Origin of the sequence: Kitasatospora sp. NPDC056076, from assembly GCF_042266305.1 — a bacterium.
Classification (GTDB): Bacteria; Actinomycetota; Actinomycetes; order Streptomycetales; family Streptomycetaceae; genus Kitasatospora.
In genome coordinates, this window is the sequence record NZ_JBHJWG010000002.1 from 191103 (window position 1) to 207523 (window position 16421).

At 74.6% G+C, this 16421-nt stretch carries 14 protein-coding genes; 7 read left to right on the forward strand and 7 right to left on the reverse strand.

Annotated features, from left to right (window positions below; translation table 11 throughout):
- Positions 1 to 64: 64 nt before the first annotated feature.
- From ACFC1T_RS03045 to ACFC1T_RS03060, 4 genes are all read left to right on the forward strand, one after another.
- A complete protein-coding gene (locus ACFC1T_RS03045; protein ID WP_375882781.1) occupies positions 65 to 1105 on the forward strand; it encodes an ABC transporter ATP-binding protein in 1041 nt (346 codons plus the stop codon).
- Positions 1102 to 1929: an ABC transporter permease gene (locus tag ACFC1T_RS03050; protein WP_375882784.1), complete on the forward strand. Its 828-nt coding sequence runs from the start codon at positions 1102 to 1104 to the stop codon at positions 1927 to 1929. The genes ACFC1T_RS03045 and ACFC1T_RS03050 overlap by 4 nt, the downstream gene beginning before the upstream one ends.
- A gap of 104 nt (positions 1930 to 2033) precedes the next feature.
- Positions 2034 to 3260 carry a sensor histidine kinase gene (locus ACFC1T_RS03055; RefSeq protein WP_375882787.1) on the forward strand — a complete coding sequence of 409 codons (1227 nt, stop codon included), beginning with the start codon at positions 2034 to 2036 and terminating at the stop codon, positions 3258 to 3260.
- Between the two features lie 93 nt (positions 3261 to 3353).
- A complete protein-coding gene (locus tag ACFC1T_RS03060; protein ID WP_375882790.1) occupies positions 3354 to 3974 on the forward strand; it encodes a response regulator in 621 nt (206 codons plus the stop codon).
- Between the two features lie 31 nt (positions 3975 to 4005).
- On the opposite strand, the gene ACFC1T_RS03065 is transcribed toward ACFC1T_RS03060, so the two are convergent.
- From ACFC1T_RS03065 to purD, 4 genes are all read right to left on the reverse strand, one after another.
- Positions 4006 to 4905 carry a phosphoribosylaminoimidazolesuccinocarboxamide synthase gene (locus ACFC1T_RS03065; protein WP_375882793.1) on the reverse strand — a complete coding sequence of 300 codons (900 nt, stop codon included), beginning with the start codon at positions 4903 to 4905 and terminating at the stop codon, positions 4006 to 4008.
- Between the two features lie 133 nt (positions 4906 to 5038).
- Entirely contained in the window at positions 5039 to 6577 is a 1539-nt protein-coding gene (locus ACFC1T_RS03070; protein ID WP_375882796.1) for a N,N-dimethylformamidase beta subunit family domain-containing protein, read from the reverse strand.
- 357 nt (positions 6578 to 6934) lie between these two features.
- Entirely contained in the window at positions 6935 to 8515 is a 1581-nt protein-coding gene (locus ACFC1T_RS03075) for a hypothetical protein (protein ID WP_375882799.1), read from the reverse strand.
- 625 nt (positions 8516 to 9140) lie between these two features.
- A complete protein-coding gene (purD, locus tag ACFC1T_RS03080) occupies positions 9141 to 10388 on the reverse strand; it encodes a phosphoribosylamine--glycine ligase (RefSeq protein ID WP_375882802.1) in 1248 nt (415 codons plus the stop codon).
- 366 nt (positions 10389 to 10754) lie between these two features.
- Between purD and ACFC1T_RS03085 the strand changes: the two genes are divergently transcribed.
- Positions 10755 to 11540, forward strand: a complete 786-nt coding sequence (locus tag ACFC1T_RS03085) for an SLATT domain-containing protein (protein WP_375882804.1) — start codon at positions 10755 to 10757, stop codon at positions 11538 to 11540.
- Positions 11541 to 11614: 74 nt separating this feature from the next.
- Here ACFC1T_RS03085 and ACFC1T_RS03090 read toward each other — a convergent pair whose 3' ends face one another.
- The 3 genes from ACFC1T_RS03090 to ACFC1T_RS03100 all read right to left on the reverse strand — a co-directional run bounded on the left by ACFC1T_RS03090 (position 11615) and on the right by ACFC1T_RS03100 (position 14382).
- A complete protein-coding gene (locus ACFC1T_RS03090; protein ID WP_375882807.1) occupies positions 11615 to 12262 on the reverse strand; it encodes a hypothetical protein in 648 nt (215 codons plus the stop codon).
- Between the two features lie 113 nt (positions 12263 to 12375).
- On the reverse strand, positions 12376 to 13437 hold the full coding sequence (locus ACFC1T_RS03095; protein ID WP_375882809.1) for a GntR family transcriptional regulator: 1062 nt from the start codon (positions 13435 to 13437) through the stop codon (positions 12376 to 12378).
- Positions 13438 to 13584: 147 nt separating this feature from the next.
- Positions 13585 to 14382, reverse strand: coding sequence for a carbon-nitrogen family hydrolase (locus ACFC1T_RS03100; protein WP_375882812.1), 798 nt, complete (start codon positions 14380 to 14382; stop codon positions 13585 to 13587).
- Positions 14383 to 14555: 173 nt separating this feature from the next.
- Between ACFC1T_RS03100 and ACFC1T_RS03105 the strand changes: the two genes are divergently transcribed.
- The gene (locus ACFC1T_RS03105) at positions 14556 to 15377 is read left to right on the forward strand and encodes a maleylpyruvate isomerase family mycothiol-dependent enzyme (protein WP_375882815.1); all 822 of its coding nucleotides are present in this window, start codon (positions 14556 to 14558) and stop codon (positions 15375 to 15377) included.
- Positions 15378 to 15673: 296 nt separating this feature from the next.
- Positions 15674 to 16372, forward strand: a complete 699-nt coding sequence (locus ACFC1T_RS03110; protein WP_375882817.1) for a Bro-N domain-containing protein — start codon at positions 15674 to 15676, stop codon at positions 16370 to 16372.
- Positions 16373 to 16421: the final 49 nt, after the last annotated feature.

Sequence of the window (16421 nt, forward strand, 5' to 3'; positions counted from 1 at the left end):
CCGCAGCACGGACCGATGACGGCCCGCACTGCCCGGAAGGCCCCGGCGGCGGAAGGCTTGGGGCATGGAAAAGAGCCAGCCCGCCCGCCCCGGCGACAGCGTGATCGAGGTCACCGACCTGCACCGCCACTACGGCACCGGCGCCGCCGCGTACCACGCCGTCCGTGGCGTCGACCTGACCGTCGGCCGCGGTGAGCTGTTCGCCCTGCTCGGCACCAACGGCGCCGGCAAGACCTCCACCATGGAGGTCATCGAGGGCCTGGCCGCTCCCGGCGCCGGCAGCGTCCGGGTGCTCGGCCACGACCCCTTCGCGGAGCGCGCCGCCGTCCGACCGCGGATCGGCATCATGCTCCAGGAGGGCGGCTTCCCCGGCGAGCTCACCGCCGCCGAGACCGGCCGCACCTGGGCCGGGATGACCAGCGGCGCCCGCCCGGTGGCGGAGGCGCTGGAGCTGGTCGGCCTCGGCCACCGCGCCGACGTCCGGGTCAAGCAGCTGTCCGGCGGCGAACGGCGCCGGCTCGACCTCGCGATGGCCCTGCTCGGCCGCCCCGAGGTGCTGTTCCTGGACGAGCCCAGCACCGGCCTCGACCCGGAGGCGCGCGCCGCCGTGTGGCGGCTGGTCCGCGAACTGCGCGCCCAGGGCACCACGGTGCTGCTCACCACCCACTACCTGGAGGAGGCCGAGGAACTCGCCGACCGACTGGCCATCATGCACGGCGGCCGGGTCGTCACCACCGGCACCGTCGCCGAGGTGATCGCCGGCCGGCCCTCCCGGATCACCTTCGAGCTCCCCGAGCTGCTCGACCACGGGCGGGCCGGGGCCGCGCTGCCCGTCCTGGCCGGCGCCGAGGTCACCGTCGACGGCCGCAAGGTCACCGTGCAGAGCACCTGCCTCCAGGACACCCTCACCGACCTGCTCGGCTGGGCCCGCCACCACGGGATCGCGCTCGGCGCCCTGGACGCCCGCAGCGCCTCGCTGGAAGAGGCCTTCCTCGCCATCGCCTCCGAGGCCGCCCACCAGGCCCCGCCCGGCGCCACACCGCCCGCAGGGCCCGCCGCCCCCACCCGTCCCGCCCGCCGCCGCCTGATCGGATCCGCCCGATGACCACCGCAGCCACCTCCGCCACGGGTGCCCCGAGCACCACCGCCGGCCGCCTGCTCGCCCTCGGCCGCGCCGAGGCCACCCTGCTGCTGCGCAACCGCACCGCCCTGTTCACCGCCGTGGTGCTGCCGGTGGTGCTGATCGGCTCGCTGCGCAGCATCCTCAAGCAGCAGGCCGAGAACACTCCCGGCCTGGACATCGACTCGATGCTGGTCTACGGCTCGGTCGGGATGGTCCTGGCCTTCGTCGTGTACTACAACCTGACCGCCGCGTACGTCGGGCGGCGCGGCGAGCTGGTGCTCAAGCGGCTGCGCACCGGCGAGGCCCGGGACCTGGAGATCCTGCTCGGCACCGCCGTCCCCTCGCTCACCCTCGGCCTGCTGATGGCCGCCCTGATCGGGGTCGGCGGGAGCCTCGGCCTGCACCTGGCGGTGCCGGTCAACCCGCTGCTGATGCTGGTCGGCCTGGTGCTCACGCTGGCCACCATGATCGCCCTGGCCGCGCTGTCCAGCGCCTTCACCAAGACCGTGGAGAGCGCGGGCATCACCACCCTGCCGGTCATGCTGGTCATGCAGTTCGGCTCCGGCCTGTTCGTCCCGCTGGAGGTGATGCCCTCCCAGCTGGCCGACGTCTGCCGGCTGCTGCCGACCACCCCGGCCTTCCAGCTGATCCGGGTCGGCTGGTTCGGCACCGACGGCTCGGCCGCCCCGACCGGCTTCCTGGGCAGCTGGGACGCCGCCGCCCCGCACCTGGTCACCGGCACGGTCTGGCTGGGCCTCGCGATCTGGGGCGCGGTCCGCTACTTCCGCTGGGAACCGCGCCGCTGACCAGGGCGAACGACCAGGACGAACGGGAAACCGAAGGACCCGCCCCCGGCCCGCCTCTGATATGAAGACAGCGACACGATCGTGACTCGGACGGGGGCACTGCGATGGTCCGGGGGCCGATCCGCCGCTGGAAGGGCTACGGCAAGCCGCAACGCGCCGAGCTGTACTTCCGCTGGTCGCTCTACCTGGTCGCGTGGATCGGGCTGCCGGTGAACCTGCTGGCCAGCGCCTCCTCGGTACGGATCACGGGCTCGGCCTCCCTCGCCCGGGTCGCCCTGGTGCTCTCCCTCGCCTCGGTCCTGGTCACCATCCGGGCCTACCGCACCTCCCTCGACCACTACCTGGGACGGCCCAGCCCCCACCGCCGCTGGCTGGCCGTCAACGCCGCGCTCGCGGTCGGGGGCTCCTGGGCCCTGCTGCTGCTCGGGCCGTCCTCCGACAGCCTGTCACCGAATCCCGGCGCGCCGTTCACCACCGTGATCGCCGCCGCCCTGGTGGGCGGGGCCACCGGACCGGCCGGGGTGGGCCTGCCGGTGCGCTGGGCCTTCGTCGGCGCGGTCGCCGCGCCGCTCGCGGTCGCTCCCGCGATGCTGCTGGCCGGCATCAACCTCCTCACCACCGCGGGGTGGGTGGTCGGCGCGGTCATCGGCACCTTCGTCCTGATCGGCAGCTGCCGCAGCGCCGCGTGGGTGACCGCCGTCGTCTGGGAGCTGGACACCGCCCGCGAGGCGCAGTCCCGGCTGGCCGTCGCCGAGGAGCGGCTGCGCTTCTCCCGCGACCTGCACGACGTGATGGGCCGCAACCTCACCACCATCGCCTTGAAGAGCGAGCTCGCCGTCCAACTCGCCAAGCGCGGGCGCCCGGAGGCCGCCGAGCAGATGTCCGAGGTGCAGCGGATCGCCCAGGAGTCGCAGCGCGAGGTCCGGGACGTCGTCCGCGGCTACCGCACCGCCGACCTGCGCGCCGAGGCGATCGGCGCCCGGGCCGTACTGCGCTCCGCCGACATCGCCTGCGAGATCGACCTCGGCGAGAACGCCGACGGGCTGCCGCTGCCGGTGCAGTCGGTGCTCGGCTGGGTGATCCGCGAGGCCACCACCAACGTGCTGCGGCACAGCGAGGCCGCCCACTGCCGGATCCGGCTGCGGCGGGAGGACGGCCGGGCGGTGCTGGAACTGGAGAACGACGGGGTGCCGGAGGTCCCGCTGCCCTCCCAGGGCGCCGGAACCGGGCTGCGCGGCCTGCGCGAGCGGCTGGCCGCCCACGACGGCGAACTGACCGTCCCGACGGCCGTGCCGGGCACCTTCCGGATGCTCGCCGCCGTACCGCTCTGACCCCTGCCACCGCGGGTCCCGCTCCCATTGCGGGTCCCGCTGCCACGCGGATCCCCCGCCACCGCGGGCCCCGCTGCCGAGGAAGGCCGTCCGATGACCGACACCCCGCCCGTGCGCGTCCTGCTCGCCGACGACGAGCACCTGATCCGCGGCGCCATGGCCGCGCTGCTCTCGCTGGAGGAGGACATCGAGGTGGTCGCCCAGGCCGGCTCCGGCCCGGAGGCGCTGGCGATGGCCCGGGCGCACCGGCCGGACGTCGCGGTGCTGGACCTCCAGATGCCCGGCAAGGACGGCATCGAGGTGGCCACCGAGCTGCGCCAGGTGCTGCCGGACTGCCGCTGCATGATCGTCACCGGCCACGGCCGCCCCGGCTACCTCAAGCGGGCGCTGGAGGTCGGGGTGCGCGGCTTCCTGCCGAAGACCGTCTCGGCGGCCGACCTGGCCGGCATCATCCGCACCGTGCTCTCCGGCGGCCGGTACGTGGACCCGGAGCTGGCGGCGGACGCGATCAGCGCCGGGGAGACCCCGCTGACCCCGCGCGAGACGGACGTCCTGGAACTGGCCGCGGACGGCACCCCGATCGCGGAGATCGCCGGGCGGGCCGGACTGTCCCAGGGCACCGTGCGCAACTACCTGTCCTCGGCGGCCACCAAACTGGGCGCCGAGAACCGGCACGCGGCGGTGCGGATCGCCCGCGAGCACGGCTGGATCTGACGGATCCGGTGCTCGCGGGCGGAGGCGAGGCTCAGACCCAGCTGGTGCCGGTCAGCCGCTCGTACACCTCGATGTACTTGGCCCGGGTCCGCTCGACCAGCTCGGCGGGCAGCTCCGGCGGCGGCTGCTCGCTGTAGCGGTCCCAGCCGGAGGCCGGGGAGACCAGCCAGTCGCGGATCAGCTGCTTGTCGAAGGACGCCTGCGAGCGGCCCGGCCGGTACTCGTCGGCCGGCCAGTAGCGGGAGGAGTCCGGGGTGAGCACCTCGTCGCCGATGATCAGCTCGCCGTCCAGCAGGCCGAACTCGAACTTGGTGTCGGCCAGGATGATGCCGCGGGCGCGGGCGATGTCGCGGGCGCGGGCGTAGACGTCCAGGGTGGTGCGGCGGACCTGGTTGGCCAGCTCGGCGCCGATCCGGCGGGCGGTCTCCTCGTACGGGACGTTCTCGTCGTGCTCGCCGACCTCGGCCTTGAGGGCCGGGGTGTAGATCGGGGCGGGCAGCTCGGAGCTGTTCTCCAGGCCCTCCGGCAGGGCGATGCCGCAGACCGTGCGGCTCTCCTCGTACTCGGTCAGGCCGGAGCCGGCCAGGTAGCCGCGGGCGACCGCCTCCACCGGGATCATGTCCAGGCTCTTGCAGATCAGCGTGCGGCCCTTCCAGTCGGCGGGGGCGCCGGCCGGGACCTCGGTGGAGATCACGTGGTTGGGGACGATGTCGGCGATCCGCTCGAACCACCAGAGCGAGAGCTGGGTGAGCACCCGGCCCTTGTCCGGGATCTCGTTCGGCAGCACCCAGTCGTGGGCGGACATCCGGTCGCTGGCCACCATCACCAGCTCGCCCGACCCGGTGCGGTACAGGTCGCGCACCTTGCCGGTGTGCAGGTGGACCAGGCCGGGTACCTGGACCGGCTCGGGCTTGGTGACAAATCCGCTCAAGGTGTTCAGTCCTCAGGGGTCGTTCACGGGCGTGGGGCACCGCGAAAGGGGAGGTCACTGCCCCCGCAGTCTTTCACGCCCGCCCGACCGGGCTCCCGGGGAGCCCGGGGCTCGGTCCCCGCGCGGCCCGGACTCAGTTCTTGCAGAGGCGGTCCAGCAGGTTGGCGGTGGCCCGCTGGACCCGTTCGTCGGTGAGCCCGGGGCGGCCGAGGGCGGGCGACCAGGCGAAGGTCCCGGCCGCGAAGACGTAGGCGCCGCTGGGTGCCCGGTACAGCGAGGTCTCCTGGTAGCGGGTGCGGCCGGCCAGGTCCCGGTACGGCGAGTGGGCCAGCAGCACCCGCTCGGTGTGCTCGGGCAGCGCGACCTTCGGGTAGTACCGGTCGGCCTCCCCCGCGACCAGTCCGGGCAGCTCGTCGCCCTCCTGCAGCCCGGTGCCGTCCCAGAGCCAGTGCGCGGTGTGCCGGGCGACCAGCGGCACGGGCGCGGCGACCCGGCCCGAGTACTGCACGCCCAGCAGGTGCTGCTCGGGCTCCCCGGCGTCCCGCCAGAGCGCGCTGGCCGCGCCGGGCACCCCGGCGGCCGGGCTGCCCGGCCCGACCTTCTGCCGCTTGCGGCAGTTGAGCAGCCGGTTCGGTTCGCCGGAGGCGGCGGCGGTCAGCTCCACCCGCCAGTACATGGTGTTGGCGGACAGGAAGACCAGCGAGGTGCCGCCGTCCCGGGCCCGCTCGGCGGCCCGGCGCATCGGCTCGGACCAGTACTCGTCGTGGCCGGGGAAGACCAGCGCGCGGTGCTCGCCCGGGTCGACCAGCCCGGCGTGCAGGTCGGTCGCGGTGGCGTAGGAGAGGTCGTAGCCGTAGCGCTCGGCCCAGCGGATGAAGTCGTACGCGTGGCCGACGTGCAGCGGCAGCCCGGCGGTGGCGTGCGGGCGGTCGAAGGAGACGGTGACGGCCGCCTCGGGCTCGCCGACCAGGCCGCCCCGGCCGTCCCAGGCGTGGTACAGGCTGGCACCGGTCCGGCCGTCCTCGGGGAACAGGTTGTACGCCTGCCAGGTCACGTCCGGGACCACCAGCAGCAGTTCGGCCCTCCGCCCCTGCTCGGCGACGTCCCGCACGGTGAACGGGATGTGACTGCGGTGCAGCATGTCCGCGGTGGTCAGCACGGCCACGTACGCGCCGGGCTGCCAGTGCAGCGGGACCTGCAACCGCCAGGAGTGCCACCAGTGGTGGCAGGAGACCGTCCGCTCGACCACCAGCGGCGCGGGCTGGGCCAGACCGGAGATCAGCGGACTGGACGTCATGTGGCGGGCGCCGTCGCCGCCGTAGTGGCCGATCCGGTAGACGTCCACGGTGAACTCGCGCGGCGGGTTGACGGTGACCCGGAAGTCCACCGAGCCGCCGGGGCGGATCACCCCCGCCGAGGCGAAGCCCTTGATCTGCTGGTCCACGTCGTTGGAGCTCTGCGGGGTGCCGACCGGCGGCTTGGGCCGCACCCCCGCCGACAGCGGCTGCTGGCCGGGCGCGTCCACCGAGACGTACCAGGGCACCGCGCCCTCGGCCCCGGCGAGGTACTGGTCGGGGCTGCGCAGCCAGGGCAGCGGGCCCTGGCCGAAGGGGTCGGAGACGCTGTAAGCGTGCGTGCCCGACTCCCAGCGACCGTTGAGTTCGGTCCCCACGCGCCCCTCCCAGGTGCACTTCCGCGAATCCCTCGCTCGCCTCCGGCCGCTCCCGATCCGGTGTCGACGTTCCTCGCTCCGGCGCTCGCTGCCCTCGCTCGTCGCTCGTCGCTTTCGACACCGGCGCGCCTTCGGCTCCCGAGGCCCGGTTGGCACGTGCCCCCCGGATGTGCGTGCGGTCTAATACACCACACAGTGCTGGCGCTCCGTCACCCCACGGTAGCAATTGGTGTCGGGAATCTTCCGCTCCGCCGGGACAGGGCCTCCGGCCTGCGGAGACGGCCGGCGGCCGGGGGCCCCGGGGGCGCGTGCCGGGGGCCGAGCGCCGCCCCGGGGCGGTCGGGGCCTCCCGGGGCCTCAGAGGCGGACGGGCTTCTCCAGGCGCACCTCGGCGGCGTCCAGCCAGGCGCGCAGCGGCCCGTCCTGGCCCTGCTCCACCGCCTGGGCGACCGGGCCGGCCAGGTCGGTGCGGCGGACCCCGCCGAGCAGCAGCACCGGGCCGTCCAGCCAGTCCAGGCCGGGGGCGCCGCCCGCGGTGTCCACGGCGGCGCAGCAGACCATCGCGGTGACGTGGTCGACCAGCAGGTCGCGGCCGGTGCGGTCGGGCTCCAGCAGCGGGGCCGGGGTGGTGGTGCGGGCGAGCTGGGCGGCCAGGGCGGCGGCCAGCCGCTCGCCGTCGCCCTCGGCCAGCCGGGCCAGCAGCCGGGTGAGGGTCGGGGCGCCCGGGCGGGACTGCGGGGCGAGCCGGTCCAGGGCGGACTGCAGGGCGGCGGCCCTGGCCCGCCAGCCGGCGTCCACCACCTCGGCCGGGTAGTCGACCCACTCCAGCTCGTGCCAGGTCCCGGCCGCCGGGCGGCCGAAGAACAGCTCGGCGGCCAGCCGGGAGACCGCGCGGTCCACCGCGCCGGGCTCCTCCAGCAGGTCGCAGGCCGGGCGGTCGCCGAGCCGGGTGCCGTAACCGTCGGCCAGCCGATCGCGGCGGGACAGCTCGGTGAGCGCGGCGACCACGCCGGCGTTCAGGTGCGCGGGGTGGCGGCCGAGCCGCCAGGCGGGCAGCGCGACCCGGGTGAGCAGCCGGTCCCAGCCGGCGTAGGCCAGGCCGACCTGCTCCTGGGCGGCGATCCGCAGGCCGTAGTCGACCGTCCTGGCCTGCTCGGAGGCCCAGCCCGCGACGGACCGCTCCAGCTCGGCGGAGTGGCCGCGGCAGGCGCCCAGCAGCCGGCGGGTGATCCGCCGGGTGATCCGGTCGGCGAGCCGGGCCGGGCCCCGGCGGGGCGGGGCCGGCGGGACGGTCAGGGTGCCGCCGCCGAGACCGGGGGCCGCGGCCGGACCGGAGTCCAGACAGGCGTCCAGGGCGCGCAGGAAGCGGCGGGCGGCGGCGATCTCGGGGTCGGCGGAGGCGGCGGTGCCGGCCACCACGGGGGCGAGCAGGGCGCGCAGCTCGCCGGACCGCATCCACCACAGGAACGGCGAGCCGATCACCAGGACCGGCGCGGCGGGCGAGGGGTGCGGCCGCAGCGGGTGGGGGCGGCGCGGCGGGGCGGCGTCCTCCAGCCAGCTGTCGCAGTCCGGGGTGAGCGCCACCGCCGACGGGGCCGGGACGTCCAGCCGCTCGGCCAGTTCGTCGATCAGCCGGTACAGCTCGGGGGCACCGGCCCGCTCGACCGGCACCGCCGGGATCTGCGGCGGGACGGCCCGGCGCAGTGCCCGGGCGGTCAGCCCGGCCACCAGCAGGGTCAGCGCGGCGACCGCGCAGACCACCCACCGGACGGCGTCCCAGCCGGCGGCGTCGGAGGAGCCGGCGGCCCCGATCCGGCCGGTGAACCGGCCCGCGAGCAGGACCACCGCCACGGCGGCGGGCAGGACGGCCACGGCCAGGGCGAGGCCCCGGATCCGCAGGACCGCTTGGGCGTGAGCGCGCGCGGTGTCGACGGCCATACGGTGCGGCACCCCCTTCGGAGCCCTCGGGCACCCGCCACGGGCCCTGAGGCGACTCGAAACGATCAGTTCCGACCGGGAAGCGGAGGCGTCCGATCCCGGCAGTGCATGCTGTGTGGCGCTACTGACATTTTCGACGCCCCGGTCCGGGCGGGCGTTCCGGATCGCCCCGGTTTCCACTCGTCCCGGTGACACCGCCCGGTCGTCGCGGTGACGCCGCGGTCGGTCCGGCGACGCCGCCCGGGGGCCGCTACCGGTCCGGTGCGAAGCACCGGGCGACCACCCGGCCGATCGCCGTCCAGCATCCCCCCGCGGGCGCGCCGCTACCCGGCGGCGACCCCGGCGCACGGCACCGTCGCACGGCGATCCAGCGCACCATAAGGCCGGGCGCCGGGTTACGTCAGCCGGATGCGGGTGCTGTCACCCGATGGGCTGGAATCCGCCCGCCGATCGGTGCGTCGGACCCCGGAACCGCTCCGACCCCGGAAACGCCCCGGGCGCTGCGCCCTGCGGGTTGTTCGGCCCCGCTTCGGCCCCGCTTCGGCGCCCGCCCGCCCGCGGGCCCGGCACGGCCGCGGCCCCCGTGCGAAGGGTTCGCACGGGGGCCGCCGGGGTCGCGGTGGCGTCAGCCGTTGGCCGCCTTGAGCGCGATGTCGGTGCGGTGCTGGCCGCCCTTGAGGGAGATCCGCTCCACCGCCGCGTACGCGCGCTCGCGCGCCTCGGCCAGGTCGGTGCCGGTCGCGGTGACCGACAGGACGCGGCCGCCGGCGCTGAGCACCCGGCCGTCCCCGTCCGCCCTCGTCCCGGCGTGCAGCACGTACGCGGTGCCGTCCGCCTCGGCCTCGGCGAGGCCCTCGATCGGGTCGCCGGTGCGCGGCGCGGCCGGGTAGCCCTCGGAGGCGACGACCACGGTGACGGCCGCCCCCTCGTCCCAGCGCAGCGGCTCCAGCTGGTCCAGGGTGCCGGTGGCGGAGGCGAACAGGACGCCGGCCAGCGGGGTGCGCAGCCGGGCCAGCACGACCTGGGTCTCCGGGTCGCCGAAGCGGGCGTTGAACTCGATCACCCGGGTGCCGCGCGAGGTGAGCGCCAGGCCCGCGTACAGCAGGCCGGAGAACTCGGTGCCGCGGCGGCGCAGCTCGTCCACGGTCGGCTGCAGGACGGTGTCCAGGACCTCCTGGACCAGCCCGGCGGGCGCCCAGGGCAGCGGCGAGTAGGCACCCATGCCGCCGGTGTTGGGGCCCTCGTCGCCGTCCAGCGCGCGCTTGAAGTCCTGCGCGGGCTGCAGCGGCAGCACGGTGGTGCCGTCGGTGACGGCGAAGAGCGAGACCTCGGGGCCGTCGAGGTACTCCTCGATGACCACGCGCTCGCAGGAGGCGGCGTGCGCCAGCGCGGCCGCGCGGTCGGAGGTGACCACGACGCCCTTGCCGGCCGCCAGGCCGTCGTCCTTGACCACGTAGGGGGCGCCGAAGGCGTCCAGCGCCTCGGCGGCCTCCTCGGCGGTGGTGCAGACGTACGAACGGGCGGTGGGCACGCCGGCGCCGGCCATCACGTCCTTGGCGAAGGCCTTGGAGCCCTCCAGCTGCGCGGCCGCGCCGGAGGGGCCGAAGACCGGGATGCCGGCCGCGCGGACGGCGTCGGCGACGCCGGCCACCAGCGGGGCCTCGGGGCCGACCACCACGAGGTCGGCGCCGAGTTCCGCGGCGAGTCGGGCGACCGAGGCGCCGTCCGACTGGTCGATGGGGTGGACCGTCGCCACCTGGGCGATCCCGGCGTTGCCCGGGGCACAGTGCAGCTCGGTCACGGAGGGATCTTGGGACAGGGAGCGGCACAGGGCGTGTTCGCGGGCGCCGCCGCCGATGACGAGGACCTTCACGCCTGGCAGCGTAGTCGGTGGCCTGTTCCGGCCGCTCTCCGGTCCCGTCGGATCCTCCAGGAGAAGCGGTCCGTACACCGATGAACTAGGAGGATCCTCCAAGCCGGGCCGGGTCGGATGCGCGCCGGGTGTCCGGGTCAGGACGGCGGGTCACCGGCGCCTCGCTCGGACGGGTGAAATCTCGCCGGGCCCCGCAACCGCCCCACCTCGTGTTCCGGTGGCCGAAACCGGTAACGATCACCGGGGAAGCTCCCCGCGGTCAGCCATTTGGCGGTAAGAAGTGCTGTTGGACAACCACCGGCGGACGTCGCGTCAGCCGATGCGCCGACAGACCATGCCGCCCGCCCGCCACAGGGAGCCCCACAGGTGAGCCAGCCGGAAATGCAGCCCGAGGAGAGTGCCTGGGGCAAGGAGATCGGCGAGGAGGACCAGCCCGCCGCAGCCGTGGCCCGGCGGGCCTCCACCCGGTACCGGACCGATCTGAGCGCCCGCCAGTTCCCGCTCGGGGACTGGGGCGAGCCCGCGGAGCGGCTGGAGGAGCTCTACCGCTGGTCCGAGGAGCGGGCGGTCGAGGCGATCGAGTGGTACCGCCGGGACCGGATCTGGAAGCGCCGCTGGGCGCGCCTGCTGCGCTTCGGGTCGGCCGGCTTCGCGGCGAGCGGGGTGACCGCCCCGCTGGTCGGCCTCACCGGCACGCTCGCCCACGGCACCGCCTGGGGCTACGTGGGCTTCGCGCTCTCCGCCGCCTGCTACGGCACCGACCGGGTCTTCGGCCTCACCTCCGGCTGGATGCGGGACGTCTCCACCGCGCAGGCGCTCCAACGCCGTCTGGAGGCCTTCCAGTTCGACTGGGCGTCGGAGTGCGTGCGCGAGGTGCTCGGCCCGACCGAGGGCACCGCGGGCGAGGCCGCCGAGCGCTGCCTGGGCGTGCTGCGCCGGTTCTGCGAGGACGTCTCGGACATGGTCCGCACCGAGACCTCGGAGTGGATGCTGGAGTTCCGCGCCTCGATGACCCAGCTGCCCACCCAGTCCGCGGGGACCTGGGGCGGCCGCACCGAACCCGGGGTGGGCGCCCAGGTGCGGGTGCTGCCGCCGCCGGGGACGAGGCCCACCATGCCGCGTCAGCGGCCGCCGGAGGGCCCGCTGCGCTAGCCGGACGGGCCTGGCACCCGGGGATCGGGGGCCTGGGGTCGGCGCGGAGCGGAGCCGGAGGCGATGCCGGGGCGTCAGGCGAAGACGATCATCGAGCCCTGGCCGAGGCTCCGGGTCGCCGCCGCGTACAGGCCCGACCACGCGTGCCGCTCCCGGGCGAAGGGGTGCAGGTCGTCGATCGGCGGTCCGAACGGCTGCTCCAGGCCGGTCGGGCCGAGCGGTCGGGTCGGGCTCGGCGGATTGAGCGGGTCGATGCCCAGGGCCGGTGCCACGGCCTGCAGTTCGCGCAGCAGCCCGTGGCTGGAGCCGAGCGGGCCGCCGGCGGCGAGCAGCGTCTCGTCCACCAGCGGGGCCGGGAACTCGATCGGCACGTAGGCGCCGGCGTGGTCGAAGTGCCAGACCAGGTGCGACTGTTCGGCACTGCTCTCGAACATCTCCAGCAGCTGCTCGTAGTCGCTGCCGAGCGCGTCGACCGGGGTGATGTCCAGGCCGGTGAGGCCCAACAGGTAGGCGCGGCGCAGGAAGTGCAGCGAGTCGTAGTCGAAGGCGGCTATCGGCTCGACCGCCCCGCTCAGACCCGGGACGAACTGGTACACCGGCACCTCGGGCAGGCCGCGCGAGGTGAGCACCGCGTTGTAGAGCGCGAGGTCGTCCCGGAAGGGGTTGTCGGGGCTGTGGCTCAGCACGTCCACCAACGGGACGAGCCAGAGGTCGCAGGCCATGGCCGGCAGTTCCTCTCCGGACGGCGGGATCGCCCGCGGGGCGGGGCGACGACGGGGGGCGGGGTCGGTACCCGGACGGCCCGTGCGGGCGGCCGGTCCGACGCCCGCCCACCCTACCGGCCCGGGGCCGGACGCGGATCGGGCCGTCCCTGCGGAGCCTCGGGGGGCGGCTCGGGCAGCCGTCGGCCGAACCTGGTGTGCGGCACCCAGCGCGGCTGCGGCACCAGACCGAGGCCGAGTCCCAGCTCGCGGCCCAGTTCGCGGCCGACCTCGTCACCCCGCCGGGACCGCCCGCCCCGGGCCGTCCCGGGCTCCGGCGCGGCCCCGTACTCCTCCGCGGCGTCCGGCGCCGGCCGGTCCGCCGGGAGCTGACGGGGCCGGTGCCACCCCGGCTGCGGCGCGGGCGGCTCCACCGGGACGGGCAGCGGTTCGCCGTCCGCGACCTCGGTGAGCAGCCCGAGCACCGTCACGGACTCCAGCGGCCGCCCGGCCAGCCCGGCCAGCAGCCGGACGGTGAAGAGGTTGTACTCGCAGATGATCCGGTGCGCGCCGTGCAGGTCGCGGGCCCCGATCGCCTCGACCAGGTCCGGGTGGCGGTCCCAGCAGACCCCGCCCAGGGTGGGCATCGCCCGCAGGTACCGCGCGGCGAACATCCAGGACTGCACCCGCAGCCAGTCCAGGTACTCCGCGATCCGGCGGTTGCCGAGCAGGGCGGAGACCTCCTGCCAGAACCGGCGGTCGCAGCCCACCATCACGTCCAGGTTCCCGGCCCGGGCGGCCCGCACCGCCGCGTCGGCCCGGCGGCTCAGCGAGGGCAGCCGGGTGAGGTCGGGCAGGGCCCGGCGGGTGGCGAACTGGCGGTGGAAGCTGTCGGTGAGCAGCACCCTGGCCTCGAAGATCTCCAGGAAGTCCTCCCAGCCCAGCTCCGGCACCGTGAAGCCGCGGTGGTGCTCGGCCCGCAGCAGCCCCTGGGCACCGAGGTCGACCAGCGCCTCGCGGGCCGGGGTCGCGGAGACGCCGTACAGCTCGGCGATCTCCTTGACGGTGAAGTTGCGGCCGGCCTCCAGCCGGCCGGCCATCATCTCCTCGCGGAGCGCGCCGGCGATCTGCTCGCGCAGGCTGTTGCGCTGGATGACGACGGGGCGGGGGGTGTCGCCGGCGCCGGTGCCGGACATGCGCGCGACCTCCTGGGGCGGGCCACCGTACCGACCCGCGACGGACCGGCCGACCGGCGGCGGGGAACACGACGAGTGCTCATCTTCTCAAACGGACCCGGAGCAGGTACGAACCAACCCTCCCGGACCCCGTGCCCCCGCCCGTGCCTACCGCTGGACCGGCGCCGGAATGCCGAGCAGACGGTCCCGCAGCACCGGGAACTCCTCGCGCGCCCGACCCACCTCGGCCGGGTCGAACTCGACGGTCAGCACCTCCTCGGCCGGCCCGGCCTCGGCCAGCACCCGGCCCCACGGATCCACCACGATGCTGTGCCCGGCCTGCTCGACCCCGGCGTGCGTCCCGGCGGTGTTGCAGGCCAGCACGAAGGCCTGCTCCTCCAGCGCCCGGGCCCGGGCCAGCAGCGTCCAGTGCTCGCGCCGCTTGGCCGGCCAGGCCGCCGGGACCACCAGCAACTGGGCCCCGGCGTCCAGCAGCGCCCGGAACAGCTCCGGGAAGCGCAGGTCGTAGCAGGTGGCCAGGCCCAGGGTGCCGAACTCGGTGGGCGCGGTGACGATCTCCTGCCCGGCGCCCATCACCACCGCCTCACCGCTGTCGAAGCCGAAGCGGTGGATCTTGCGGTAGGTGTGCACCAGTTCGCCGTCCGGGGCGAACACCATCGAGGTGTTGTAGATCGGACCGTCCGGATCGCGTTCGACGATCGAACCGGCGTGCAGCCACACCCCGGCGGCCCGCGCGGCGGCCGCCATCGCGTCCGAGGTGGGCCCGTCGAGCGTCTCCGCGCCGTCCGACCAGAGGTCGTGGGCGAAGCCGCCGAGCGGCCACAGCTCCGGCAGGACCACCAGGTCGGCACCCTGCTGGGCCCGTACCAGCGACGCGGCCCGGGCCCGCCGTTCGGCGGCCGGCTCGGCGTCGGAGACCGCGAGTTGGATCAATGAAGCGCGCACAGTACCACCGTCCACGGCAAGAGACCTACGATCGTCACCCGAAAGCGCTGCCCAGCTGTCTCCCGGCAGCGTAACGTGCGGTTAGCGTGTGCGCCCGGAAGCCGGACCATCCCGGCCGACCGCGACGGCCGGGCGCCGAGCGTAGGAAAGCTGACGGAGGGCCGGAGATTCCCGTGACGGACAACCAGACCGTGCAGGCTTACACGGAGGCGTGGACCCAGAGCATCGAGTCCATATCGGAGCTGGTGGCCCCCCTCCCCGAAGGCTCCTGGAACCGGGCCACCGAGTGCCCCGGCTGGTCGGTCCGCGACGTCGTCTCGCACGTGATCGCGGTCGAGTCCGAGCTGCTCGGCGACCCCCGCCCGATCCACTCGCTGCCGCGTGACCTTCGCCACGTGACCACCGATTTCGCCCGCTACGTCGAGCTGCCGGTCGACAAGCGCCGCTGCCACACCGCGCTGGAGATGACCAGCGAGCTGGAGTACACGATCATCCGCCGCTCCCGCGCGCTGCGGAACGCCAAGCAGACGCCCGGGGAGCCGGCCCGCTGGCCCGCCGGTCCGCTGGCCACGGACGTGCCGTACCACCAGCTGCTGCGGATGCGGGCCTTCGACGTCTGGGTGCACGAGCAGGACCTGCGCCGGGCCCTCGACGCCCCCGGCAACCTGGACTCCCCCGGCGCCCTGATCGCCCGGGACGTCCTGCTGGAGCTGCTGCCCAAGGCCGTCGCCCACACCGCCGGCGCCCCGGCCGGGACGGCCCTCGTCCTGGACGTGACCGGCCCGGTGGAGTTCCTGCGCACCGTCCGGGTGGACGCCACCGGGCGCGGCAGCGTCGACGAGTCGATCAGCCTGGCCCCCGACGTCCAGCTCACCATGGACTGGGAGACCTACGTCCGCCTCGCCTGCGGCCGCGGCCGACCCGGCCCGGTCAGCGTCGAGGGCGACAAGGAACTGGCCGAACGGGTCCTGGCCACCTTCTCCGTCACCATCTGAGCCGCTACGGCGAGCCCCGCGCACACCACCCGGCGTACACGCACGACCGCGCGCCGGGTCGGCACCACTCGTGCACCCATACGTCAATCCAGCACCAGAAAACTCACCTGTTTGGCCTCGTTTCACCGGGCAGCACTGCCATCACCCGGAAGAAGGAGGGGCGTCCGCATGGACGACGAACAGGAACCACAGGAACAGATGGTGCTGGTGCGGTCGAGCTTCCCCGTCACGGGGAGCCGATCCGCGTCGTAATGATCGACGGGGAGCCGTGGTTCGTCACGGCGGACGTGTGAACCGTGCTCGGCCGAATCAACCCGAGCCGTGTCCGCCAAGTAGTCGGCGACAGCCAGGTGAGGGTCGTCAACTCACGCTCGATTAACCTTCCTACTAGGAAGGTTAATGGCGTTTCCGCAGGTGAGAAACCCTACGAACGCGGTAACCCAAACCTCAACGTGATCAGTGAGGCCGGCGTCTACACGCTGATCCTGCGGTCGCGGAAACCCAATGCCCGCCCGTTCCAGGAGTGGGTCACCCGCGACCTTCTCCCCTCCATCCGCCGAGGGGACACCGACGTCCCCACCCAGCAGCGCCGCATGGCGGAGACCCTGGCCGAGGCGATCGGCCAGCAGGTGCGGATCGTCGCGGAGATCGACCACGAGGACTGGCCCGGCCTGACCGTTCACTCGGACGGGACGGTCCACTGCCGACACGGCGAGATGGTCCTTCACCTGCCGACCAGGCAGGAGGACAGCGGGCCGCCGTTCGGAGCGTACTTCGCCTGCCCGGGCGGAGAGCGGGTCGGAATTCGGGGCAGCCGGATCGTCCCCGGGTGCCCGAAGTTGAAGCTGGTGGACCTGATCCGCCTGCGGAAAGCGGCGAAACCCCAGCCCGACCGAGTGCCCAGGCAAGGAAGCTTGACCGTGGAGATGCACGGCGCCCGGATCTACGGAACCGCGCCACAGATCGCCGAGCTGATGCGCGAGTACGGCGGCTGACCCGCCTCACCCCCTATGCCCCCGCTATGAGTGAGTTGAACTCACTCAT